This is a genomic window from Amycolatopsis sp. NPDC028719, assembly GCF_055565395.1.
On sequence record NZ_JBVHUL010000004.1, the window covers coordinates 866,533 to 889,858 of the forward strand.

The 23,326-nt window shown below is 71.6% G+C and carries 16 protein-coding genes; 8 read left to right on the forward strand and 8 right to left on the reverse strand.

The annotated features are described in order from the left end of the window. Position 1: 1 nt before the first annotated feature. Positions 2-934, reverse strand: a complete 933-nt coding sequence (locus ACZ4TR_RS22700; protein ID WP_465288874.1) for a zinc-binding dehydrogenase — start codon at positions 932-934, stop codon at positions 2-4. 172 nt (positions 935-1,106) lie between these two features. Here ACZ4TR_RS22700 and ald point away from each other — a divergent pair, with 172 nt between their 5' ends. After that, positions 1,107-2,222, forward strand: a complete 1,116-nt coding sequence (gene ald, locus ACZ4TR_RS22705) for an alanine dehydrogenase (protein ID WP_465288875.1) — start codon at positions 1,107-1,109, stop codon at positions 2,220-2,222. Between the two features lie 2 nt (positions 2,223-2,224). Here ald and ACZ4TR_RS22710 read toward each other — a convergent pair whose 3' ends face one another. The 3 genes from ACZ4TR_RS22710 to ACZ4TR_RS22720 are packed head-to-tail and all read right to left on the reverse strand — an operon-like array spanning position 2,225 to position 5,411. Beyond that, a complete protein-coding gene (locus ACZ4TR_RS22710) occupies positions 2,225-3,337 on the reverse strand; it encodes an acyltransferase family protein (protein WP_465288876.1) in 1,113 nt (370 codons plus the stop codon). Positions 3,338-3,382: 45 nt separating this feature from the next. Further along, positions 3,383-4,702 carry a sensor histidine kinase gene (locus ACZ4TR_RS22715; RefSeq protein ID WP_465288877.1) on the reverse strand — a complete coding sequence of 440 codons (1,320 nt, stop codon included), beginning with the start codon at positions 4,700-4,702 and terminating at the stop codon, positions 3,383-3,385. A 31-nt stretch (positions 4,703-4,733) separates the two neighbouring features. Continuing rightward, the gene (locus ACZ4TR_RS22720) at positions 4,734-5,411 is read right to left on the reverse strand and encodes a response regulator transcription factor (RefSeq protein WP_284744349.1); all 678 of its coding nucleotides are present in this window, start codon (positions 5,409-5,411) and stop codon (positions 4,734-4,736) included. A 526-nt stretch (positions 5,412-5,937) separates the two neighbouring features. Between ACZ4TR_RS22720 and ACZ4TR_RS22725 the strand changes: the two genes are divergently transcribed. From ACZ4TR_RS22725 to ACZ4TR_RS22740, 4 genes are all read left to right on the forward strand, one after another. Next, positions 5,938-6,957, forward strand: coding sequence for an ABC transporter ATP-binding protein (locus ACZ4TR_RS22725; RefSeq protein WP_465288878.1), 1,020 nt, complete (start codon positions 5,938-5,940; stop codon positions 6,955-6,957). Beyond that, positions 6,957-7,838 carry an ABC transporter permease subunit gene (locus tag ACZ4TR_RS22730; protein WP_465288879.1) on the forward strand — a complete coding sequence of 294 codons (882 nt, stop codon included), beginning with the start codon at positions 6,957-6,959 and terminating at the stop codon, positions 7,836-7,838. Before ACZ4TR_RS22725 ends, ACZ4TR_RS22730 begins: the two co-directional genes overlap by 1 nt. A 107-nt stretch (positions 7,839-7,945) precedes the next feature. After that, positions 7,946-11,692, forward strand: a complete 3,747-nt coding sequence (locus tag ACZ4TR_RS22735; protein WP_465288880.1) for an ABC transporter ATP-binding protein — start codon at positions 7,946-7,948, stop codon at positions 11,690-11,692. A gap of 170 nt (positions 11,693-11,862) precedes the next feature. Further along, positions 11,863-12,411: a DUF4291 family protein gene (locus tag ACZ4TR_RS22740; protein WP_465288881.1), complete on the forward strand. Its 549-nt coding sequence runs from the start codon at positions 11,863-11,865 to the stop codon at positions 12,409-12,411. Here the strand turns inward: ACZ4TR_RS22740 and ACZ4TR_RS22745 are convergent. Continuing rightward, the gene (locus tag ACZ4TR_RS22745; protein ID WP_465288882.1) at positions 12,408-12,680 is read right to left on the reverse strand and encodes a hypothetical protein; all 273 of its coding nucleotides are present in this window, start codon (positions 12,678-12,680) and stop codon (positions 12,408-12,410) included. The two genes, ACZ4TR_RS22740 and ACZ4TR_RS22745, sit on opposite strands and share 4 nt — an antisense overlap. A gap of 258 nt (positions 12,681-12,938) precedes the next feature. Between ACZ4TR_RS22745 and ACZ4TR_RS22750 the strand changes: the two genes are divergently transcribed. Next, positions 12,939-16,649 (forward strand): multifunctional oxoglutarate decarboxylase/oxoglutarate dehydrogenase thiamine pyrophosphate-binding subunit/dihydrolipoyllysine-residue succinyltransferase subunit, encoded by a 3,711-nt coding sequence (locus ACZ4TR_RS22750; RefSeq protein WP_465288883.1) that lies wholly within the window; start codon positions 12,939-12,941, stop codon positions 16,647-16,649. Between the two features lie 77 nt (positions 16,650-16,726). Here the strand turns inward: ACZ4TR_RS22750 and ACZ4TR_RS22755 are convergent, their stop codons facing one another. Together ACZ4TR_RS22755 and ACZ4TR_RS22760 are read right to left on the reverse strand one after the other, a co-directional pair. Further along, positions 16,727-19,987, reverse strand: a complete 3,261-nt coding sequence (locus ACZ4TR_RS22755) for a CHAT domain-containing tetratricopeptide repeat protein (RefSeq protein WP_465288884.1) — start codon at positions 19,985-19,987, stop codon at positions 16,727-16,729. Further along, complete coding sequence (locus ACZ4TR_RS22760) at positions 19,984-21,030, reverse strand: hypothetical protein (protein WP_465288885.1); 1,047 nt, start codon at positions 21,028-21,030, stop codon at positions 19,984-19,986. Before ACZ4TR_RS22760 ends, ACZ4TR_RS22755 begins: the two co-directional genes overlap by 4 nt. Positions 21,031-21,119: 89 nt before the next feature. Between ACZ4TR_RS22760 and ACZ4TR_RS22765 the strand changes: the two genes are divergently transcribed. Both ACZ4TR_RS22765 and ACZ4TR_RS22770 read left to right on the forward strand, forming a co-directional pair. Continuing rightward, positions 21,120-21,638 (forward strand): GNAT family N-acetyltransferase, encoded by a 519-nt coding sequence (locus tag ACZ4TR_RS22765; RefSeq protein ID WP_465288886.1) that lies wholly within the window; start codon positions 21,120-21,122, stop codon positions 21,636-21,638. 11 nt (positions 21,639-21,649) lie between these two features. Next, a complete protein-coding gene (locus ACZ4TR_RS22770) occupies positions 21,650-22,630 on the forward strand; it encodes an LLM class flavin-dependent oxidoreductase (protein ID WP_465288887.1) in 981 nt (326 codons plus the stop codon). Here ACZ4TR_RS22770 and ACZ4TR_RS22775 read toward each other — a convergent pair. Further along, entirely contained in the window at positions 22,627-23,325 is a 699-nt protein-coding gene (locus ACZ4TR_RS22775) for a class I SAM-dependent methyltransferase (protein WP_465288888.1), read from the reverse strand. The genes ACZ4TR_RS22770 and ACZ4TR_RS22775 overlap by 4 nt on opposite strands. Position 23,326: the final 1 nt, after the last annotated feature.

Here is a 23,326-nt window from a genome sequence, read left to right on the forward strand (position 1 = left end):
TTCACGCGACCAGCAGCGTCTTGCCCACCGTGGTCCGGGACTCCATTGCCGCGTGGGCGTCCGCGGCCTTCTCCAGCGGGAACCGCTGCCCGATCATCGGGACCAGCCGCCCCGCGGCGGCTTCGGACAACGCCGACTCCGTGAACGCCCGCAGCTCCTCCGGGCTCCCGATCGAGCGCACCAGCGAAACCCCGCGCGCCGCAGCGTCGGCTTCGGACACTTGCGCCCACGAACCGCCCGCCAGGCCGTACATCGCCATCCGGCCGCCCGGACGCAGCAGGCCGAACGCCGCCGTGCCGATCGCCCCGCCCACGCCGTCGAAGACGACGTCCACCTCGCCGGCCGAAGACGGCCAGTCCGGCAGCAGGTAGTCGACGACGACGTCGGCGCCCACCACCGAAGCCACCTTCGCCGGCCCGCCCGCCGCGGCGACCACCGAAGCACCCGCGGCCTTCGCCAGCTGCACCAGCAGGCCGCCGACGCCGCCCGCGGCCGCCTCGACCAGGACCCGTTCGCCCGGCCGCACCCTGGTCGCGTGGACCAGCCCTGTCGCGGTGCGGCCGTCCGCGAGCAGCGCCACCGCCGCGTCGAGCGCGAGTGCGTCCGGAACCTCGAACACCGCCGCCGCGTCCACCGCGACGCGCTGCGCGTACCCGCCGGAACCGCCGGTCGACGTCACCACCCGCTGCCCGGGGAGCCCCGGGTCCGCGCCGGGGCCGACCGCGCTGATCACGCCGCCGACGCCGTTGCCGGGGACGATCGGCAACACCGGCCGGAACGGTCCCGTCCCGGACCGCACCTGCGTCTCGACGAAGGTGATGTTCGCGAACGCCACCTCGACCAGCACCTGACCGGGCCCGGGAACCGGGTCCGGGGCCTCCCCCGGCTCCAGCGCTTCCGGCCCGCCGAACTCCCGCAACCACACAGCTCTCATTCCTGCACGCTGCAACCTCCAGCGCGGTCGAAGTCAACGTTCTTGTCCGCCCAGCACCACGAAAGCGTCGATAAAATGTCCGCTCAGCACGATGACACCGCCGTCCGGGTGGTTCACCGTGAGTGGCACCACCGCACCGAATCCGGACGCAGACCGACCCAGGAGGCCGACCGTGCGTATCGCCGTTCCCCGTGAAATCAAGAAGCACGAGTACCGGGTCGCGCTGACCCCGGCCGGGGTGCACGAGCTGGTCGGCCGCGGGCACGACGTCTTCGTCGAAACGGGCGCCGGGGTCGGTTCGTCCATCTCCGACGAGGAGTACGTCGCCGCCGGCGCGAAGATCCTCGCCACCGCCGACGAGACGTGGGCCGAGGGCGAGCTGGTCCTCAAGGTCAAGGAACCCATCGCCGAGGAGTACCCCCGGCTGCGCGCCGACCAGGTGCTGTTCACCTACCTCCACATCGCTGCGGACCGGCCGCTGACCGACGCGCTGCTGGCCGCGGGCACCACCGCGATCGCCTACGAAACGGTGCAGACCGCCTCCGGTGCCCTGCCGCTGCTCGCCCCGATGTCCGAGGTCGCGGGCCGGCTGGCCCCGCAGGTCGGCGCGTTCTCGCTGATGAAGCCGAGCGGCGGCCGCGGTGTGCTGCCCGGCGGCATCCCCGGCGTGCACCCGGCGCGCGTCGTCGTCATCGGCGGCGGCGTGGCCGGCCTCAACGCCGCCCGCGTCGCGCTGGGCCTCGGCTCGGACGTCGAGATCCTGGACACCAACGTCGACCGCCTCCGCCAGATCGACAACGACTTCGGCGGCCGCATCCGCACCGTGACGTCGACCCGCCTGTCGGTCGAGGAGTCCGTGCTGCAGGCCGACATGGTCATCGGCGCGGTGCTGGTGCCAGGCGCCAAGGCGCCGAAGCTGGTCTCGAACGAGCTCGTTTCGCGGATGAAGGCCGGCAGCGTCCTCGTCGACATCGCGATCGACCAGGGCGGCTGCTTCGCCGACTCGCGCCCGACCACGCACGACGACCCGACCTACACCGTGCACGAGTCCGTCTTCTACTGCGTCGCGAACATGCCCGGCGCGGTGCCCCGGACGTCGACCTACGGCCTCACGAACGTCACGCTGCCGTACGCGGTCCAGCTGGCCGAGCACGGCTGGAAGGCCGCGCTGCAGGCGGACGCGGCGCTGGCCAAGGGCCTCAACACGCACGCCGGTGCCCTGACGAACGGCCCGGTCGCGGTCGCTCACGACCTGCCGCACACGGCGCTGGAGACCGTCCTCGCCTGACGCTATTCCACCCGAGCGGGCTCCTGTCGTTCTCCGGCAGGGGCCCGCTCCCCTTTCGCGACCAGCCGACGGCCGAACGCGATCGCGGGCAGTTCCACCCACCGCCGCAGGGCACCCGCGAAGAGCAGCGCGACGGCGGAGGTCGCGGCGGCCTTCGCGAGTCCCGTCGGCAGCAGCAGCCCGGTCACGCCCGCGGCCCCGGTCTGGGCCAGGTAAAGGGCGTAGGACCGGTCACCGAGGTACGTGAGCGGACGGCTCGCGAGCAGCCGCCGCACCGGCCCCCGCGCGAGCACCGCCACGAGCAGCAGGGCCGCGCCCACCGCGTAGATCGGGACGACGAACTGCCAGTCCCCGCCGAGCGCCCGCCCCAGCGGCTTGACCGACAGCTGCAGCACGCAGAACCCCAGTGCGACCAGCACCGCCGTGGCCGGGCTGGTCAGCGGCCGCAGCACCGCGAACCCGCGTGGGTGGTGCAACGCCAGCGCGAGCAGGCAGCCGACGACCAGCGAGCCGTAGTGCACCGTCAGGCTCGCCCACTGGTGCGCCGGCGCGAGCGGCAGCACGCCGAGCACGACACCCACCGCGCCCGCGCCGATCAGCAGGCGCAGCGCGGTCTTCCCGGTGCGGGCGAACGACGTCAGCACGAGCAGCGCGGGCCAGACGAGGTAGAACTTCTCCTCCACGCCGAGCGACCACGACGTCGGGTACGGCGTGTTGTAGTCGACGACCTCGTTGAAGAACGTGAGGTAGAACGGCATCGCGTCCGAGAGCCGGCTGCTTCGGTACGTGCCGGCGAGCGTCACCGCCAGCGCCGTCAGGCCGAGCAGCAGGAAGTACACCGGCATGATCCGGAAGACGCGGCGGACGTAGAAGTCACGTAGCGAGATCCGGCCGGTGCGGTCCTCTTCGCGCAGCGCCAGCGTGGTGATGAGGAAGCCGGACAGCACGAAGAACAGCTGGACGGCGATCCAGCCCTGCAGCCGGTCGACGACGGGCCCGCCGTAGTGGAAGAACACGACGGCCAGCGCGGCGAGCGCGCGCAGGCCGGTCAGGCCGGGGAACCACGACGACGACCGGTATTCGGCGTGCTCGAGCGGCTGCCAGGAGATGATCATGGCCGCAGCGTCGGCCGCGGACGCTGAACGCAGCCTGAAGCGGGCTTAAGACGTCTTCAGCTCCGGGAGCCGGACGACGAACCGGCTGCCGCCGTCGACCGCGGCCGTGCCGCCGTGGGCGCGGGCGATGTCGGCGACGATCGCCAGGCCCAGCCCGGATCCGCCGTCGTCACTGGCGCGAGCGTCGTCGAGGCGGACGAAGCGGTCGAAGACGCGCTCGCGGTCCGCTTCGGGGATGCCGGGCCCGTCGTCGGTGACCGACAGCACCGCCCACCCGTCGACCGCCGACACCTCGACGACGACCCGCGAAGCCGCGTGTCGCTGGGCGTTGTCGACAAGGTTGCGGAGAAGCCGTTCGAGGCGCGACCGGTGCCCGCGCACCACCGGCGTCCCGGTCACCTCGACGTCGACACGGTCCCGTCCCGCGACGACGGCGGCGGCCACTTCGGACAGGGCCACCGGTTCGAGGCGGTCCGGCCCGGCGTGGTCGAGCTTGCCGAGCAGCACGAGGTCGGCGACCAGGTCCTGCAGGCGGGTGACGTCGAGCAGCGCGTTCTCGCAGGCGTGCCGCCAGTCGAGCCGGTCGGGGTGGGCCAGCAGCACTTCGAGCTGAGTCCGCAGGGAGGCGAGCGGCGTGCGCAGCTCGTGTGACGCGTCGGAGGTGAACCGGCTCTGGCGGGTGACGGCCTCGTCGAGGCGGGCGAGCATGGTGTTCATCGTCCCGGCGAGGCGCGCGATCTCGTCGCCGGTGCGCGGAGCCGGCACCCGGCGGCTCAGGTCGTGCGCGCCGATCTCGGCGACCTCGCCGCGGATGGCCTCGACCGGGCGCAGCGAGCGGCGCACGGCGAGCCACGCGATCACGCCGATCAGGAGCGCGACCGCGGGGACGCCCGCCGTGAGCACGGTCCGGACGGAGTCGACGGCGGCCTGGCCTTCGGGGTCGATCGAGACGCCGGCGTAGACGTCGTACTTGCTGTCGCCACTGTCGGCGTGGACGACGTGCAGGGTGAGGTACTCGTCGAGGTCGCCGAGGTCGGGGGCACACCCGACGGAGGCCGGACTGGTGCGGTCGAACTCGTACGGCGCGAGCGTGACCTCGGGGTCGTAGGCGGCCAGCGTGGCTTCGCGCAGGACAGGGCAGGACGCGACGCTCTTGCCCGCCTGGTCCTTGACCTCGTAGATCGAGTCACGCACGAGCAGCGTCAGGTCGGCGGGCCGGGTGCCGGTGTTCAGGAGCTGGACGATCGCGTCGGCGTGGGCGTCGGCGAGCTGGGTGGCCGCGTTCTTCAGGCGGCTTTCGGCCTGGAGCACGAACCACACCGACACGGCCCCGAGCGCGAGCGCCGATGCGGCGAAGGCGGTCACTGCGACGCGGAACCGGGTGGAGCGCGGGAAACTAGGCACCCGAGCCGACCACGTGGTAACCGGCGCCGCGGACCGTCCGGATGGTCTCGGCGCCGAAGGGCACGTCGATCTTGCGCCGCAGCGCGCTGACGTGGACCTCGACCAGGTTGGCCGTCGCGGAGGCGGCGAAGTCCCAGAGGTTGTCGAGCAGCTCGGCCTTGGTGACGACCTGCCCGGGCCGTTGCATGAGGTAGGCGAGGAGGGCGAACTCCTTGCCGGTGAGAGTGATGTCGGCGCCGCCGCGCCGACAGGTCCGGCCGGCTTGGTCGAGTTCGAGGTCACCCAGTTTGAGGACCCCCGGCCGGGTGGCGCCGCCGCGCCGGATGAGGGCGCGCAGCCGCGAGAGCAGAACGCCGTAGGAGAAGGGCTTGGGCAGGAAGTCGTCCGCGCCGGTGTCGAGGGCCTCGATCTCGTCGTCCTCGCCGTCCTTGGCGGTGAGCATGAGGATGGGGGTGGAGTCACCCTGGTCGCGCAGCCGTCGGCAGACGCGGTAGCCGTTCAGGCCGGGCAGCATGATGTCGAGGATGATGGCGGAGTAGGGATGTTCGGTGGCGAGCCAGAGGGCATCCCGCCCGTTGTGGGCGACATCGACGGCATAGCCCTCGGCGCTCAGCCCGGCCCGCAGGGCTTCGGCAAGCCGCCGTTCGTCTTCCACGAGCAAGATCCGCACCGCGTCACGATGCCACAAGGGGTGCGGGGAAGCCGCGAACCCTGACCAGCAGCCACCAACCACCACCCACGCCAGCCCGGCGCTTGCCGCGCGACGAATACGCCAACCAGGCCACGCTCACGGGACAACGCTGGGAGGTGCGGCCGAGGCACCGTGGGGGTCCGGGGGCTCGGCCCCCGGGATATGGGATGAAGTCAAGGGCGAAGCCCGAAACGTAACGGCGACCCGCTCAACCAACCTGGGGGTCATTGGGAGCGGGCCGCCAACGACAAGCTTAGAGGGGTTCTGCGGACTTCGCCGCACCGGGTCGGCAAGTCGAACGAATTCTTTACCAAGTTGATCTGAGCCGCAGGTCACCTCGGCCGCGAAACCTCAGGTCAGCGCCGTGCAATGGCTACGGCCGGCAACGGCGTCCGGTAGCGGAAGGTGACGAACGTCGCTCTCGGCGGGTTCGGCCGTTCCGTGCGCGCGGGTGGCGCCGGTAGGGCAGGATGACGCCGCATCAGCGGGAACGTTAGGGGACGGTATGCACGACGGCAGTGGCCGGATTGTGGTGCAGAACCTGAGCAAGCAGTTCGGCGCGGTGAACGCGGTGCAGAACCTCAGCTTCACGGTCGAACCGGGTTCGGTGACGGGCTTCCTGGGGCCGAACGGCGCCGGGAAGACGACGACGTTGCGGATGCTGCTCGGGCTGGTGACGCCGACGGCGGGGACGGCGACGATCAACGGGCGCCCGCACTCGCAGCTGGGGAACCCGGCGCGGGTGGTGGGCTCGGTGCTGGAGAACGAGGGTTTCCACCCGAGCCGGACGGCGCGCAACCACCTCCGCGTGTACGCGGCGGCCATCGGGGTGCCGGACCAGCGGGCGGACCAGGTGCTCGGGCTGGTGGGCCTGGGCAGTGCCGCGGACCGGAAGGCCGGCGGGTTCTCCCTCGGCATGCGGCAGCGGCTCGCGCTGGCGACGGCGCTGCTGGGTGACCCGCAGGTGCTGGTGCTGGACGAGCCGACGAACGGCCTCGACCCGGAGGGCATCCTGTGGCTGCGGAACTTCCTGCGCACGTACGCGCGGGAGCAGCGGCGGACGGTCCTGGTGTCGAGCCACCTGCTCAACGAGGTCGAGCAGCTGATCGACCAGGTCGTGATCATCAGCCAGGGCGTCACGCGCTACTACGGCTCGCTCGACCAGCTGCGCAAGAGCCAGCAGTCGCGCGTGCTCGTGCAGCCGGCGGATCCCTCGGCGCTCGTGAAAGCGTTGCAGGAGAACGGCATCACCGCTGTTTCGCCGACGCCGGACGGCCGGGTCGCGGTCGCCGGGTCGAGCGTCCAGCAGATCGGTGACATCGCCGCGAAGGCCGGCATCGCCGTCTACGGGATGCAGGAGGACCACGCCGACCTGGAGCGGATGTTCTTCCAGCTGACGCAGGGTCAGTTCGCCGGCGGGCCGGGTTACCAGCAGCAGCCCCAGTACCAGGGTCCGCCGCCGCCGGGGTATCCGCCGTCGGGCCCGCAGCAACAGCAGCAGCACTGGGGAGGACCGCAGCAGTGATGGGCAACCTGATCAAGGCGGAGTTCCGCAAGACGCTCTCCCTGAACACGTGGTGGGTGCTGCTGATCCCGCTGGCGCTGGTGGCGTTCTGGCTGACGTTCGTCTGGGGCAAGATCACCAACGACTTCGCGGACTTCATCGGCTCGAGCGATGCGCGCGAGGTCGCTGGCGCCGTCGGCCTGGACGCGAGCAAGCTGCCGGTCGGGCTGCTGGCGTTCGCGCACGGGGTGAACATCGCGCAGCTCATCCCGGGTCTGTTCGGGGTCTTCGCGCTGGCCGGCGAGTACCGCAGCAAGACGATCACGACGACGTTCCTCACCGCGCCGAACCGGATCGCGGCGCTGACCGCGAAGATGCTCACGTACGTGGCGTGGGGCGCGATTTACGGCCTGGTGAGCTTCGGTGTCTCCGCGATAGCGGTGATGGCGTCGGTCGACTCCGGCCGGTGGCCCAGCGCGGGCCAGTGGCTGGCCGCGCTCGGCGGGACGATCCTGGCCGCGGTGCTGGTGACGCTGTTCGGCATCGGGTTCGGCGCTGTGCTGCGCAACGTGCCGCTGGCGGTGGTGCTGTTCCTGGTGTGGTTCCTGATCGTGGAAAACGTCCTGGTCATCGCGTTCTGGGGACCGGCCGACATCCTCGGCGGGATCCTGCCGAACGGCACGGCCAACGGGATCGTGGGCGGGATCGCCGCGGACGCGTTCGGGATCAACTCGCTCAACCTGCCTGGCGGCGTCGACCACTGGTCGGCACTGGGCCTGCAGCTCGCGGCGGGCGCGCCGGGCGTGATCTCGTGGTGGGCTTCGGCGCTGATCTTCTTCGCCTGGACGATGCTGTTCTTCGGCCTCGGCTGGGCGGGCAACCAGAAGCGCGACATCACGTAGCTTCCCGTGGTCCGTGAAGGCCTCCTCACCGGCGTCTTGAGCCGGCGAGCAGGCCTTCACGGCTTTCCGGGAAATATTTTGTCGGTGGCGGCGCTTAGTGTGACAACGTGACCATCGCTCCGCCCCGCTCCCGTCAAGAGCTCCCACCCGCTGAGACCGTCGGCTGGGTCCGCCGGCTGTCCGCCGCGGCCTGGGAGCACCGCGCCATCGTCGTGCTGTCGCTGCTCGCCGCCGTCTTCAGCGTCGGCGTGCAGGCCGCGAGCCCGCTGCTGGTGCGCACGGCGGTGGACGACGCCGTGGCGGGGCGGACCGGGGCGCTGCCCGGGATCGCCGTCTTCCTGGTGGCGCTGCAGCTGGTCGCGTTCGCCACCGCGTTCCTGCGCCGGTACTTCGGCGGGAAGCTCGCCCTCGACGTCCAGCACGACCTGCGCCAGCGCGTCTTCAACGCGGTCTCTCGCCTCGACGGCGGCAAGCAGGACGCGCTGCGCACCGGGCAGGTCGTCTCGCGGGCCATCTCCGACCTGCAGCTGGTCACCGGGATCCTGATGCAGGTCCCGCTCTCGTTCGGTTCGGTGATCTTCGCGCTGCTGTCGTTCGCGGCGATGCTGTGGATGTCCCCGATGCTGACGCTGATCGCGCTGGTCGTCACTCCCGCGGTCGGCATCGTCATCGCCCGCAGCCGCAAGCGCCTCTTCCCGGCGACGTGGTCGGCGCAGCAGCGCGCGGCCGACGTCGCGCAGCAGGTCGAGGAGACCGTCACCGGCGTGCGCGTCGTGAAGGGCTTCGGCCAGGAGACGCGGGAGGTCTCGAAGCTCGAAGGAACCGCGCGCAAACTGTTCGGGGAGCGGCTTCGCGCGGCGAAGCTGTCGGCGGTGCCGACGGCGACCACCGCGGCCCTGCCCGCCGCCGGCCAGGTCGCCGTGCTCGGCATCGGCGGTGTCCTCGCGCTGAACGGCTCGATCACCCTCGGCACCTTCCTCGCCTTCGCGACCTACCTCGCGACGCTGATCGGCCCGGCCCGGATGCTGTCCGGCCTGGTCGTGCAGGCCCAGCTGACCCGCGCCGGCGCCGAGCGCGTGTACGAGCTGATCGACGCGCAACCGGAGGTCGTCGACGCCCCCGACGCGCGCCAGCTGCCGGAGGGGCCCCTTGGCGTCGAACTGGCCGACGTCCGGTTCGGCTACACGCGCACCGACCCGGTGCTGGCCGGGTTGTCGGTCACCGCGAACCCGGGCGAGACCCTCGCGCTGGTCGGCACCGCGGGCTCCGGGAAGTCGACGATCTCCCTGCTGCTGCCCCGGTTCTACGACGTCCACGCGGGCTCGGTGCGGGTCGGCGGCCTCGACGTCCGGGACGTCCCGCTGCGGCAGCTGCGGCAGGCGATCGGCGTGGTGTTCGAGGAGGCGTTCCTGTTCTCCACGTCGATCCGCGACAACATCGCGTACGGCCGCCCGGACGCGAGCGACGAGGAGATCGTCGCGGCGGCGCGCGCGGCCGAAGCCGACGAGTTCATCCGCGCCCTCCCCGACGGCTACGACACGCTGGTCGGCGAGCGCGGGCTGACGCTGTCGGGCGGGCAGCGGCAGCGCCTCGGGCTGGCCCGGGCGCTGATCACGGACCCACGGATCCTCATCCTCGACGACGCGACGTCGGCCATCGACACCGTCACCGAGGCGGCGATCCACGACACCCTGCGGTCGGTCACCGCGAGCCGCACGACGCTGCTGATCGCGCACCGGCGCTCGACGCTGGCCCTGGCCGACCGGATCGCGGTGCTCGACGAGGGCCGCGTCGTCGACGTCGGCACCGAAGACGAGCTGATGGCGCGCTGCCCGCTGTTCCGCGAGCTCGTCGCCGGCCCGGGCGATGACGTCGAGGAGAAGCACCGCTGCGAAGGCCTCGACTGCGACCAGGCCGGGATCACGCAGGCGCTGTGGCCGCGCGACGAAAGCCGTGACGAGGTCGACGACCTGGCCGACGCCGCGCGCCAACGCAGCGGCAACCCGAACAGCAGCGGCTTCGTGGGTGGGGGCGGCGGCCTCGACGTGCCGCCGACGCCGGAGCTGATCGAAGGCGTGCGCAAGCTCCCGCCCGCCGTCGACGAGCCGCGGATGTCCGATGTGGACGTCACCGCGCCCGACCCCGGCTTCCGGCTGGCCCGGCTGCTGCGGCCGGTCCGCTGGCCCCTCGCGCTGGTGATCGGGCTGGTGGCGGCGGACGCGCTGGCGTCGATCGCGCTGCCGGCGCTGTACCAGTTCGGCGTCGACCACGGCGTCCGCGCGGGTGTGGAGTCGATGATCTGGCTGGCCGCCGGGATCGGCGCCGTGGTGATCGCGGCCGACTGGCTGGTGGTGTTCGCGCAGACACGCCTGACCTCGCGGGTCGGCGAGACCGTGCTGTACGCGCTGCGCGTCCGCAGCTACGCGCACCTGCAGCGGCTCGGGCTCGACTACTACGAGCGGGAGCTGTCCGGGAAGATCATGACCCGGATGACGACGGACGTCGACGCGCTCTCGACGTTCCTGCAGACCGGCCTGGCCACCGCGGTCGTCAGCGCGCTGACGCTGGCCGGGATCACGGCGGCGCTGCTGGTCACCGACGCGGGGCTGGCGCTGTTCGCGCTGGCCATGGTGCCGGTGCTGGCCGTCGCGACGGTGATCTTCCGGCGCGCGGCGTCGAAGGCGTACAACGAGGCCCGCGAGCGGGTCAGTCTCGTCAACGCGGACATGCAGGAGAACATGAGCGGCCTGCGCGTCGCCCAGGCGTACACGCGCGAAGACCGCTCCGCGGAGGCGTTCGCTTCGCGCAGCGACGACTACCGGCGCTCGCGGCTGCGCGCCCAGCGGTACGTGGCGACGTACTTCCCGCTCGTGGCGCTGCTGTCCGACCTGGCGACCACGACGGTGCTGGTGGCGGGCGCGAACCGCGTCTCGGCCGGGACGCTGTCGGCCGGCGTGCTGCTCGCGTTCCTGCTGTACCTGCAGCAGTTCTTCTCGCCGATCCAGCAGCTGTCGTCGGTGTTCGACGGCTACCAGCAGGCCCGTGTCGGCCTGAACCGGATCGGCGACCTGCTGCGGACGCCCACGTCGGTGCCGGCGGCGGAGAACGCCGTCGCGGCGCCGGCCCGGCTGCGCGGCGAGGTGTCGTTCAAGGACGTCGACTTCTCCTACACCGGCACCGATGGCAAGGCCCTGGAGCAGTTCTCGCTGGACGTCGCGGCCGGGGAGACGATCGCGCTGGTCGGCGCGACCGGCGCGGGCAAGTCGACGGCGGTGAAGCTGGTGGCGCGCTTCTACGACGTCACCGGCGGCGAGGTCCGGATCGACGGCACGGACGTCCGCGAGTACGAGCTCGCCGGGCTGCGGCGCCGGATGGGCGTGGTGCCGCAGGAGGCGCACCTGTTCTCGGGCACGGTGGCGGACAACGTCCGCTACGGCCGCCCCGCGGCGTCCGACGCCGAAGTCGAGGCGGCGGTCCGGGCGGTGGGCGCGTTCGACGGCGTCGCGGCCCTGCCGGCGGGGTTCCTGCAGCCGGTGGGCGAACGCGGCCGGTCGCTGTCGGCGGGGCAGCGCCAGCTGGTGGCGCTGGCCCGGGCGGAACTGGTGGACCCGGACGTCCTGCTGCTCGACGAGGCGACGGCGGCCCTGGACCCGTCGACGGAGGCGGCCGTCCTCCGGGCGACGGAGCACGTGGCCCACCGCCGCACGACGTTCGTGGTGGCCCACCGCCTGGCCACGGCGGCCCGCGCCGACCGCATCGTGGTCCTGGACCACGGCCGCATCGCGGAGACGGGAACCCACGAAGAGCTCCTGGCGGCGAACGGCCTCTACGCCCGCCTCTGGTCCCTCGGCTGACCGTGCGCCAAGGGGCATCGAGCGTGATCCGGCGGGCTTCACGCGTGATGGGAGAGGCATCACGGCTGATGCCCCTCCAATCACGCGTGATGCCCCTCCCATCACGGGTGATGCCCTCTTGAGCACGAAAGTTCGTGGCCGCGGCCGGCCTGCGCTGGGAACATGGCGGGATGTTCGAAGAGAAGCGGGTCCCCGACCGGCAGGTCCGCGCGGCGCAGACGCAGACGACCGTCCGGGTCTACCAGGCCTGCTCGCCCGCGGTCGCCGACGCCGCGCTCGGGAAGCAGACGTTCGAGGAGCGGGGTGGCACGACGTGGCTCGTGCCGTCCTTCCGCTGGGCGGCCTACGGCAGCGGCAACGGGAGCAAGCCCGGCCGGGAGCGCATCCTGGCCGTCGACCTCACCCGGGACGGCTTCGAGGAGGCGCTCGCCCGGTCGGCCGGCGGCGGTCCGGTGCTCGTCCGGTGGGACGCGGAACGAGACCTCGACCACACCGCCCTGAACTTCGAGACGATCCGGATCGGGCTGGCCGGCGACGTCATCGACGACTACGCCGACGAGTGGATCACCGCCATCACCGACGTCACGCCCGTCATGCGGGACATCTCCGGCCTCCTGGCCACCGACCAGCTGCACAAGGCCGTCAAGCTGGTCCCCCACGAGCCGCCGTACCCGCTGAGCGAAGAACTCGCCAAGGCCATCGGCGCGACGACGGCCTAAGGCAGCGCCCGCCACTTCAGCGAACCCAGCCCCGCCGCCTCGACGTCGGGCCGGGAGGCCCACCGGACCGTCCCCGGCCGCACGTGCACCCCGGCCCCGACCAGCCAGTCGGGCTCCTCCGGCTCGACGTGCTCGAACGACTCGAAGTCCGTTAGCGTCGGCCAGACGGCCTGGCACGAGTCGCACCGCAGCACCACCGTGCCGGACTCCGTCACCAGCGGCCGTACCAGGCCCTGATCCCAGAACGAAGGACATTCGACCAGCCACATCCGTCCAGGGGAACCCGCCGCGGTGAACGTTCCCGGGCCCGCGGACGAACCGCGGCTGAAGAGGCCGCGAACCTTGTACCGGGTACAGCCCTTAAGGTTCCCTTAGCACATCTTGATCGAGTCAGTGACCGATCCCCTAGTGCGCCACGCCTCACACAGGCCGGTTCCATCACAACGCGGTCATCGAGGGGGTTAGCCTGGTAGGCGCATCAGCGGATTCAAGATCGAGATCGAGACGGATAGAGGCGAGCCCAAGCCGTGTCCAGCAGCAGCCCTGCGTCACAGTTCGGCCCCAACGAGTGGCTGGTCGAAGAGATGTACGACCAGTTCCTCGCAGACCCCAGTTCAGTCGATGCCGCCTGGCACGACTTCTTCGCGGACTTCAAGCCGACGCAGAACGCGCAGGCCAAGGCGGACAACGCCCGGCAGCAGGCCGAAGCCAAGCCGGCCACCAACGGCCAGGCGGCGTCGCCTTCGCCCAAGGCCGTGCAGAACGCGGAGTCGGCGGCCAAGCAGGCGGCCACCAAGGCGGCCCCGGCGCAGGCGGCCCCCGCGAAGGCCGAGCCGAAGGCCGCGCCGAAGCCGGCCGCCGCCAAGGCGGAGCCGAAGGCGGACGCGAAGAAGGAAGAGCCGGAGTCGAAGCAGCTGCGCGGTGCCGCGGCCGCCATCGCGAAGAACATGGACGCCTCCCTGAGCGTCCCCACCGCGACCAGCGTGCGCGCGGTCCCGGCGAAGCTGATGGCCGACAACCGCATCGTCATCAACAACCACCTCAAGCGCACCCGCGGCGGCAAGATCTCCTTCACGCACCTCATCGGCTACGCCATGGTGCGGGCGCTGAAGAACTTCCCGAACATGAACCGGCACTACCAGTTGATCGACGGGAAGCCGTTCGCGATCACGCCGGAGCACGTCAACTTCGGGCTCGCGATCGACATGAAGGGCAAGGACAACTCCCGCACGCTCGTCGTGGCCTCGATCAAGGGCTGCGAGGACATGTCGTTCCTGCAGTTCTGGCAGGCGTACGAGGAGATCGTCAAGAAGGCCCGCAACAACAAGCTGACCGCGGACGACTTCTCCGGCACCACGATCTCGCTGACCAACCCGGGCGGCATCGGCACCAACCACTCGGTGCCGCGGCTGCAGGCCGGCCAGGGCGCCATCATCGGCGTCGGCGCCATGCAGTACCCGGCCGCCTTCGAGGGCACCAGCGAGAAGACGCTGGTCGACCTCGGCATCAGCAAGATCATGACGCTGACCTCGACGTACGACCACCGCATCATCCAGGGCGCGGAGTCCGGCGAGTTCCTCAAGCGCATCCACCAGCTGCTGCTCGGCGAGGACGGCTTCTACGACGACGTCTTCACCAGCCTGCGCCTGCCGTACGAGCCGATCCGCTGGGTCGCCGACATCCCGGACGGCCCGGTCGACAAGACCGCCCGCGTCATCGAGCTCATCGACGCGTTCCGGATGCGCGGCCACCTGATGGCCGACACCGACCCGCTGAACTACCGGCAGCGCAGCCACGCCGACCTGGACGTGCTGAGCCACGGGCTCACGCTCTGGGACCTCGACCGCGAGTTCCCGGTCGGCGGTTTCGCCGGCCAGGAGCGGATGAAGCTGCGCGACATCCTGGGCGTGCTGCGCAACTCGTACTGCCGCACGGTCGGGATCGAGTACACCCACATCCTCGACCCCGAGGAGCGCCGCTGGATCCAGGAGCGCGTCGAGATCCCGCACGAGAAGCCGGACCCCGCGGTCCAGAAGTACGTGCTCTCGAAGCTGAACGCCGCCGAGGCGTTCGAGACGTTCCTGCAGACCAAGTACGTCGGCCAGAAGCGCTTCTCGCTCGAAGGCGGCGAGACGGCGATCCCGCTGCTCGACACGCTGCTGGACAAGGCCGCCGAGCACGAGCTCGACGAGGTCGTCATCGGCATGCCACACCGCGGCCGGCTGAACGTCCTGGCCAACATCGTCGGCAAGCCGATCAGCCAGATCTTCCAGGAGTTCGAGGGCAACCTCGACCCGGGCCAGGCGCACGGCTCCGGTGACGTGAAGTACCACCTCGGTGCCGAGGGCAAGTACTTCCGCATGTTCGGCGACGGCGAGACGAAGGTCTCGCTGACGGCGAACCCGTCGCACCTGGAGACCGTGGACCCGGTGCTCGAGGGCATCGTCCGCGCGAAGCAGGACCTCCTGGACAAGGGCGGCGAGGGCTACACCGTGCTGCCGGTCCTGATGCACGGCGACGCGGCCTTCGCGGGCCAGGGCGTCGTCGCCGAAACGCTGAACCTGTCGCTGCTGCGCGGGTACCGCACCGGCGGCACCGTGCACGTGATCGTCAACAACCAGGTCGGCTTCACGACCGCGCCGGAGCACTCGCGCTCCAGCCAGTACGCCACCGACGTCGCGAAGATGATCGGCTCGCCGATCTTCCACGTGAACGGCGACGACCCGGAGGCCGCGCACTGGGTGGCCAAGCTGGCCGTCGAGTACCGGCAGGCGTTCCACAAGGACGTCGTCATCGACCTGATCTGCTACCGCCGCCGCGGCCACAACGAGGGCGACGACCCCTCGATGACGCAGCCGGCGATGTACGACATCATCGACACGAAGCGTTCGGTGCGGAAGACCTACACCGAGTCGCTGATCGGCCGCGGGGACATCTCCGTCGAAGAGGCAGAAGCCGCGCTGCGCGACTTCTCGAGCCAGCTGGAGCACGTCTTCAACGAGGTGCGGGAGCTGGAGAAGCACCCGGCGAAGGCGAGCCCATCGGTCGAGGAGGAGCAACAGGTCCCGGCCAAGGTCGCGACGGCGATCACCAGCGAGACGCTGGAGCACATCGGCGACGCGTTCGTGAACGTGCCGGAGGGCTTCACGCCGCACCCGCGCGTCAAGCCGGTCATGGAGCGCCGCCACAAGATGTCCCGCGAAGGCGACATCGACTGGGCGTTCGGCGAGCTGCTCGCCTTCGGGTCGCTGGCGATGGAAGGCCGGCTCGTCCGGCTGTCCGGCCAGGACTCGCGGCGCGGCACGTTCACCCAGCGGCACTCGGTGTTCATCGACCGCAAGACCGGTCAGGAGTACTCGCCGCTGCAGAACCTGGCCGACGGCCAGGGCCGCGTGATGATCTACGACTCTGCGCTCTCGGAGTACGCGGCCGTCGGTTTCGAGTACGGCTACTCGGTGGCCAACCCCGAGTCGCTGGTCATGTGGGAAGCGCAGTTCGGTGACTTCGTCAACGGCGCGCAGACCGTCATCGACGAGTACATCTCCTCCGGCGAGGCCAAGTGGGGCCAGCGCTCGGACGTCGTGCTGCTGCTGCCACACGGCCACGAGGGCCAGGGCCCGGACCACACGTCCGGCCGCATCGAGCGGTTCCTCTCGCTGTGCGCGGAGGGCTCCATGACGGTGGCGGTGCCGTCGACCCCGGCGAACTACTTCCACCTGCTGCGCCGGCACGCCCTCGACGGCATCCAGCGCCCGCTGGTCGTCTTCACGCCGAAGTCGATGCTGCGCAACAAGGCCGCGACGTCGCCGACCAGCGACTTCACCGGCCAGAGCCGGTTCATGTCGGTCATCGACGACGTCACGCCGGACCCGGCGAACATCCGCAAGGTGCTGCTGACCTCCGGGAAGCTGTACTGGGAACTGGTCGCGGAGCGGACCAAGCGCGAGGCGCACGACGTCGCGATCGTGCGGATCGAGCAGTACTACCCGCTGCCGAAGAAGAAGCTGGTGGCGGCGCTGGAGCGCTACACGAACGCGTCGCAGGTCGCGTGGGTCCAGGAGGAGCCGGAGAACCAGGGCGCGTGGCCGTTCTTCGGCCTGAACCTGCCGCGGAAGTTCCCGGAGCTGCTCTCGGGCCTGCAGGTCGTGTCGCGCCGTCCGATGGCGGCGCCGTCGGCCGGCTCGTCGAAGGTGCACGAGGTGGAGCAGAAGGCGCTGATCTCGAAGGCGTTCGACTGATCGCTTGACGGTCCGTGAAGGCCTCCTTACCGGCCACAAGAGCCGGTAAGGAGGCCTTCACGGCTTTCGGGAGAGCGTCAGCCGCCGGAAGTGATCGAGAACGGCGCCCAGTTCACGGCCGCGCGGAAGGGCCGCTCCGCGTAGCCCGGGCCGAGCGCGCGCTGGCGGGCGATGTCCGCCGCTGCTTCCTCCGCGGACACTTCCCGGAGCTGCTGACGCCGGTGCCGGCACGCGGCGAACTCCTCGACGTTCCCCGCCGCCCGGTGCGCCACCGAAAGCAGCGTGTAGGCCAGCGCCAGGTCCAGTCCCCCCGCGGCCACCCGCTCGACGACCCAGGTCAGCAGCTCCCGGGCACTGGCCGCCGCGACGCGGCGCTGGGCGTCGGTCAACGCCGTGCTCACCGCTTCGAGCGACCAGTCGCCGTCCGCGCCGAGCCGGTCGTGGAACCAGAGCATGAGCACCGCCGTCGCGAGGTCCGGGACCGGGCGGAACGTGCTGACCAGTGCCGTCGCGCCCGCGGCGAGCAGGGTGCTCGCGATGCCGGTCAGCTCGTCACCGGTCCGGACCCGGTGCTTGCCGCTCTGGCAGGAGCCGAGCACGACGAGCGCGCCCGACCAGTCCAGCGACGCCAGCCGCGGCAGCGTCACCTGGTCCGGCCGGCCCTCGGGGCCGGCGAGCAGCAGGCCCGAGCGTTCGGGCCGGGCCTCGTCGAACACGGCGTGGCACGCCAGGTGCACCAGGCGTGCGGTGCCGTCGAGGGCGCCGGCGAGCCAGTCGAAGGTCAGGTCGCCGCCGTACCGCGCTTCGCCGCCCAGCCGCGCCGCGACACCGGCCGCCTCCGCCCGCGCGAACGGCAGGTCGCCGAGCGGGTCGCCGCCGATGACGAGCGACTCCCGCCGCGTCCACGACCCGCTGTGCGCCGCGCGGAGCAGGGACGCGCTGGGCACCACGAACGTCCCGGGCCGCGGCTCGATCCCGCCGTCCTCGCGTGGAACGAGGTGCAGCGACGCCAGGTGGAGCACGCCGTGCGGCGCGACGTACACGTCGGTGCGGACGTCCCCGACGAGCCGCGCCAGCCGCTGGTACACCGGCTGGGCGAGCAGGCGGTCGAGGCCGCGCGGGTCGTCCTCGTTCAGCAGCCGGTGGAACTCGGCCAGCCCGGGATCGCCGGCCGGCACGACCAGCCGGACCCCGATTTCCCCGGCGGCCACCGTGAAGACGTAGATGCCCTTGCCGCCGGTGAAGAACTCGAGCAGCGTCCGCTCACCGCGCAGCGAGAGCAGCGCGCGGACGTCCGGGCCGGTGGACGGCGTCGCCAGCCGGTGCAATCGGACATCGGCCGGGAGCTGATCCCAGACGTCTTCGAGCCGGGCGCGGACGTCCTCGATCTCGTTGTCGACTTCGGAAAGCCGGGTGACGCGCTCGCGGGGGGAGAGCTCGTCGCCGAGTGACCGCGTGCGCAACCGCACGAGCCGCTGCCAGAGCTGTTCCTCTTCGTCCGCCAGCGGATCGTCCACGACCGGCGGCCGGTCGCGCACGGCGTCGAGCAGGGCGCGGGACTTCGCGGCCTGCACCAGCTCGAACGCCCGCTCGGCGTGCCCGAGGTCGATCGCGACCTCGACGGCCTGCGCGTACGGCGGCTCGAGGTACACCGCGAACCGGCCGGCCTCCCCGACGTCGACGGCGCCGCGCCGCAGCTCCGAATGGGCGGTACAGGCCCGTTCCAGCCGCCGCAGCGTCTCCTCGGTCCACCGCCCGTCCTCGAAGGCGAGCCCGCCGAGCACGGTGTTGACGACGAACACCAGCGCGTCGTCCGAAGTCGCCGCCAAAGCCGCTTCGAGCTGTGCGGCGATCTCCGCGGCCTCGTCGCTCTTCCCCTGCCGGAACAGGAACTGCATCAGCCGGGCGCGCCGGCTCGCGTACCGGCCTGGCATGTCGTCGGCCGACCGCCGGCCGGCGGCGACGAACCGCCGCAGGTACCGCTCCTCCAGTTCGACGGCACCGTGCTCGGCCGCGATGCCGGCGGCGACCCCGTCGAGGACACCGCCGTCGACGATGGTCGCGAGCTCGTCGCGCTGCGACTCCGTCAGCTCGACGCCGGGCAGCCGCTCGGCTGCCTCCCGGTCGCGGACGAACGTCTGCAGGCCACGGGCCCGCGCCAGCAGCTCGACGGCCCGGACCGGCAGGACGTTCTCGAACCGGCGGCTCAGGCTGCACTGGTTGATCAGGGCGGTCAGCTCGCGCCGGGCGTCGCCGAGCTGGTTCGCGTACTGCTTCGCGCGCTCCAGGTACTGCCACGCCGTTTCGTGGTCGCCGGTCTCCATGTACAGGTAGCCGAGGCTGTTCCACACCCGCGGCAGGCAGTGGACGGCACCGAGGTGGTCCCACGCCGCCTCGGCCTGCCGGAGGAGCCGTTCGGCGTCGGCGTACCGGTGCCGTCCCAGCAGCCGCTCCCCTTCGTCGGTGGCGTCGGACGCGGTCTTCGCGAGGAGCCCGATCTCCAGTGCCGCGTCGGCCGGGTGCTCCCCGGCGAACTTCTCCTCGGTCCGCTGCTCGATCCGGCGCACCATCTGCTCGTGCCCGGTCGTGTAGCGCTCGACGTCGACTTCGGCGTGCAGGCGGTGGATGAGGTCATGGGCATCGACGAAGGCTTGCGTCGCGGCTTCGGCGTCCACCCCGCGAGCCCGCAGGGCGAGGTTGTGCAGGGCCACGAACTCGTCGTAGCCCGCGCCGGCCTCGCGGAACATCGCCGCGGCTTCGCGGGTCTTCGCGACGGACTCCTCGACGCGGCCCTGCCGGTGCAGCTCTTCGGCGAGGTTGTCGGTGGTGATCGCCCGGACGGCCGGCGCCTGCCCCGGGACGGCCAGTGCCTCCTCGTACCGCTCGGCCGCCCGCGCGTCCCCGCGCCGCGACAGCACCAGCGCGTGGTTCTGCAGCGCGGCCCGGTAACCGTCGGCGTCCCCCGAAGCCTCGGCCGCCCTGACGGCTTCGGCGAGGTACTCGTCCGCTTCGGGCAGCCGGTCGTCGGCCAGCTCCACCAGGCCGAGCCCTTCGAACGCGGCGCTGACCGCGTTGAGGTCTTCCAGCTCCCGGGCGATTCCGAAGGCGAGGGCGTACGCCTTGCGGGCGTCGTCGAACTGCCGCGCCAGGCGCGCGGCCTGCCCCAGCAGCCGGTAGAACGCGAACACGGCCAGCCGGTCGGCGGACTCGGCCTCCGCGAGCTCGAGCCCGCTCATCAAGGCTCCGTAGGCGTCCTGGTGGCGTCCCTCGCCGAGGAGCCCGTGGACGTGCTGGATCAGGCCCAGCAGCTGCAGATCCGCTTCGGTCGGCTCGGTCACGCGCCGGCCGCCCGGAGGAGGGCGAGCGGGTCGTCGACGAGGGGAGCCGCCGCGGGCTCGGCCGTCGTGCCGCGGTACTCCGCCAGTTCCAGGTCCGAGAAGCGCTCGACCAGCTCGCCATAGAGCCGCTGGTACTCGGCGAAGAGGATTTCCTGCTGGGGTCGCGTCAGGTCGTCGGTGAAGATCGCCCCCGCGGTCTTGCGCCAGGCGCGTTGGGCGGCGCCGAGCTCACCCGCGATCACCTGCTCCTTCGTCCGCTCCCACAGCGGGTAGAAGGCGAGCTTGCGGTAGTCGTCGCGCTCGGTCTTCGCTTCGACGCTGACCAGGATGAAGTCGTGTTCCGTGTAGGGCACGAGGGTGACGCCGTCGTCGAGGAGGCGGTGCAGCCGCCCGTCGGAGACACGCAGGGACGCCAGCTCCGCCGCCGACGCCGTCGTGCGCGGCCGGCGCATCACGCAGTAGTTCAGCGGCTCGAAACCCCTCTGCCACGACCGGTAGGCGCCGACGCGGAGTTCGACGTCCGGGGACTCGAGGAACGACTCGATGCCGCGGATCAGCGACGACGCCAGCGGCACGGCGCCGGCGAGCCCGCCGAACCCGACCGCCGAGGCGACGTCTTCGACGACCTTCAGCGAGCGCGCGATCCAGTCGGTGGTCTTGGCCCGGAACAGCGCGACCAGCAGGCTGACCTCGTCGCCTTCGTACGGGACCGGCCCGGCGACCCGGACGTTGGCGATCTCGACGGCGTCGTCGGCCCCGGTGACCTGGAACCGGCGCGCGAGCTCGGCGCTGCTGAGCACCGTGGGCACCGCGACGGTGTTCCCCTTGTGGGCGAACTCGGTGACGATCGTCCCGAAGGGCAGGTACTCGCGCCACAGCTCGCGGGCGCGGGTCAGCCACATCTGCCGGAGCCGGACTTCGAGGTAGACCTGGCCGGGCGCGAACGCCGGCGCCGGCCCGGTGTCCACCGCCGGAACCTGCACGGCGACGATGCCCTCGGCCTCCCGCTTGACGACGCGGTCGACCAGTTCCCGAATCCCCATGGTTTCCCCTCATCCGGTTCGGTCCGATTCTAGGGTGAGCGGGCGAAATCGGCTTTCGCCCGCGGCCGGTTCGCGGCAAGGTGGCGGCCATGCTGATCCGCCGCGAGACGCCCGCCGACCGGAGCGCCGTCCACACGATCCACAGCGAAGCCTTCCGGCGCGAACCCGGTGTCATCCCGGTCGAGGCGCCGCTGGTGGGCGAGCTGCGCGCGGACGGCGACCTGCTCGACGCGCTGTCGCTGGTGGCCGTGCACGACGGCGAGGTCGTCGGGCACGTGTGCTGCAGCCGGGCCCGCGTCGGCGCCGACACGACGTCGGCCGTCGGGCTGGGGCCGCTCGGCGTGCTGCCCGCGCACCAGGCGTCCGGCGTCGGCTCGGCGCTGGTGCACGCGGTGCTCGGCGCGGCCGACGCGCTCGGGTACGGCGTGGTCGTGCTGCTCGGCAGCCCGGGGTACTACTCACGGTTCGGCTTCGTCACGGCGTCGACGCTCTCGATCACGGCACCGGATCCGGCCTGGGGCAAGCACTTCCAGGCCCGCACGCTCACCGGCTACAAACCCACCCAGGCGGGCGCGTTCGAGTACGCGCCGGCGTTTTCCCGGATCTGAGGAGCCTTCGCATGTACGCACCGAGCTCGTCCGTCGGCGTCCGGATCAACCGCGAGCAGCCGCCGGCCAGGCTGGTCGAGCTGGCCCGCCAGGCGGAAGCCGCGGGCCTCGACGAGGTCTGGCTGGTCGAAGACTGCTTCTGGGCAGCGGGGATCGCGACAGTGGCCACGGCGCTGGCGGCGACGTCGACGATCAAGGTGGGCATCGGCGTCCTGCCGGCGGTGGCGCGCAACCCGGCGATCGCGGCGATGGAACTGGCGGCGCTGGCGGAGCTGCACCCGGGCCGGCTGATCGGCGGGCTGGGCCACGGGGTGGCGTCGTGGATGCGCCAGATCGGCGCGTACCCGGCTTCGCCGTTGGCGGCGCTGGAGGAGACGCTGGTGGCGGTCCGCCGGCTGCTGGCGGGCGATCGGGTGACCACGCAGGGCCGGCACGTCACGTTGGACGGGGTGGAACTGGTGTTCCCGCCGGCCGTGGTGCCGCCGGTGCTGGCCGGGGTTCGCCGGCCGAAGTCGCTGGCGATCGCGGGTGCGTCCGCCGACGGCACGATCTTGGCGGAGCCCGCGCCGCCGGAGTACGTGCGGACAGCCCTCTCCGGGATCGCCGCCGGGTGTTCTGCGGAGGGCGCACCTGACCATCATGCGGTGGTGACGTACAACTGGCTGGCGCTGGGTGATCCGTCGCGGGCTCGGCGGACAGTCGCCGAGTCGTTGACTCCCGGTGCGCGCGTGCAGGTCGAGGGGCTGCCGTTCGCCTCGGAGCTGCTGGATCTCGTGGATTCCTCGTCCACTGTGGACGAACTCGCGGCCGGGCTGCGTCCGGAGTGGCTCTCGCGGCTGGCCGTCTGCGGCGATCTGGACCAGTGCGCTGCCGCGGTGCGTGCGCTGCACGAGGCCGGGAGCGGGTCGGTGGTGCTGCTGCCGCTGCCGGAGGAACCGCCGGAACGGGGCATCGAGGACGCGGGCCTCCTGGCGGCGGCCTTGCGTCGTTAGACGGCCTCGAGAACGAAGAACAGGAAGCCCAGGAAGGCCCCGGAGGAGAATTTCGCCAGCTCGTCGGGGAAGACTTCACGGGCTTCCGGCGCGAACGGCGGTTCGCTGATCACGGCGGTGCGGAAACCGGCCGCCGTGAAGGCGTCGGTCATCGCGTGCAACGGCCGGTGCCAGTAGGTGAGGACGGCCTTCCGGCCATCGAAGACGTACTCGTCGGACCACTGGGCGATCGCGAAGTAGTCGCTTTCGGGGTGGACCAGCTTGTGCAGGAGCGGGTGGTTGACGGCCGTGATCAGCCGGCCGCCGGGCTCGAGCACGCGCCGGAGCTCGGCCAGCGGCGCGTTCCAGTCCTCCAGGTAGTGCAGGACCAGGGCCGCGACGACGTCGTCGAAAGCACTGTCGGGGTAGGGCAGCGGCTCGCCCAGGTCCGCGACCCGCAGGTCGGCGCCGTCGCCGAGCCGCCGCCGCGCCACGTCCACCATCTTGGCGCTGGAGTCGAAGCCGGCCACGACGGCCCCGCGCTCGCGCAGCGCGGCGAACAGCGGGCCGGAGCCGCAGCCTGCGTCGAGGATCCGCCGTCCGGCGACGTCCCCGGCCAGGTCCACGATGGCGGGCAGCGTGTAGTAGGCGTTCATGAGGCTGGTCTCGTTCTCGGCGGCGTACGCCTCGGCGAAGCTGTCGTAGTCGGTGGCCATG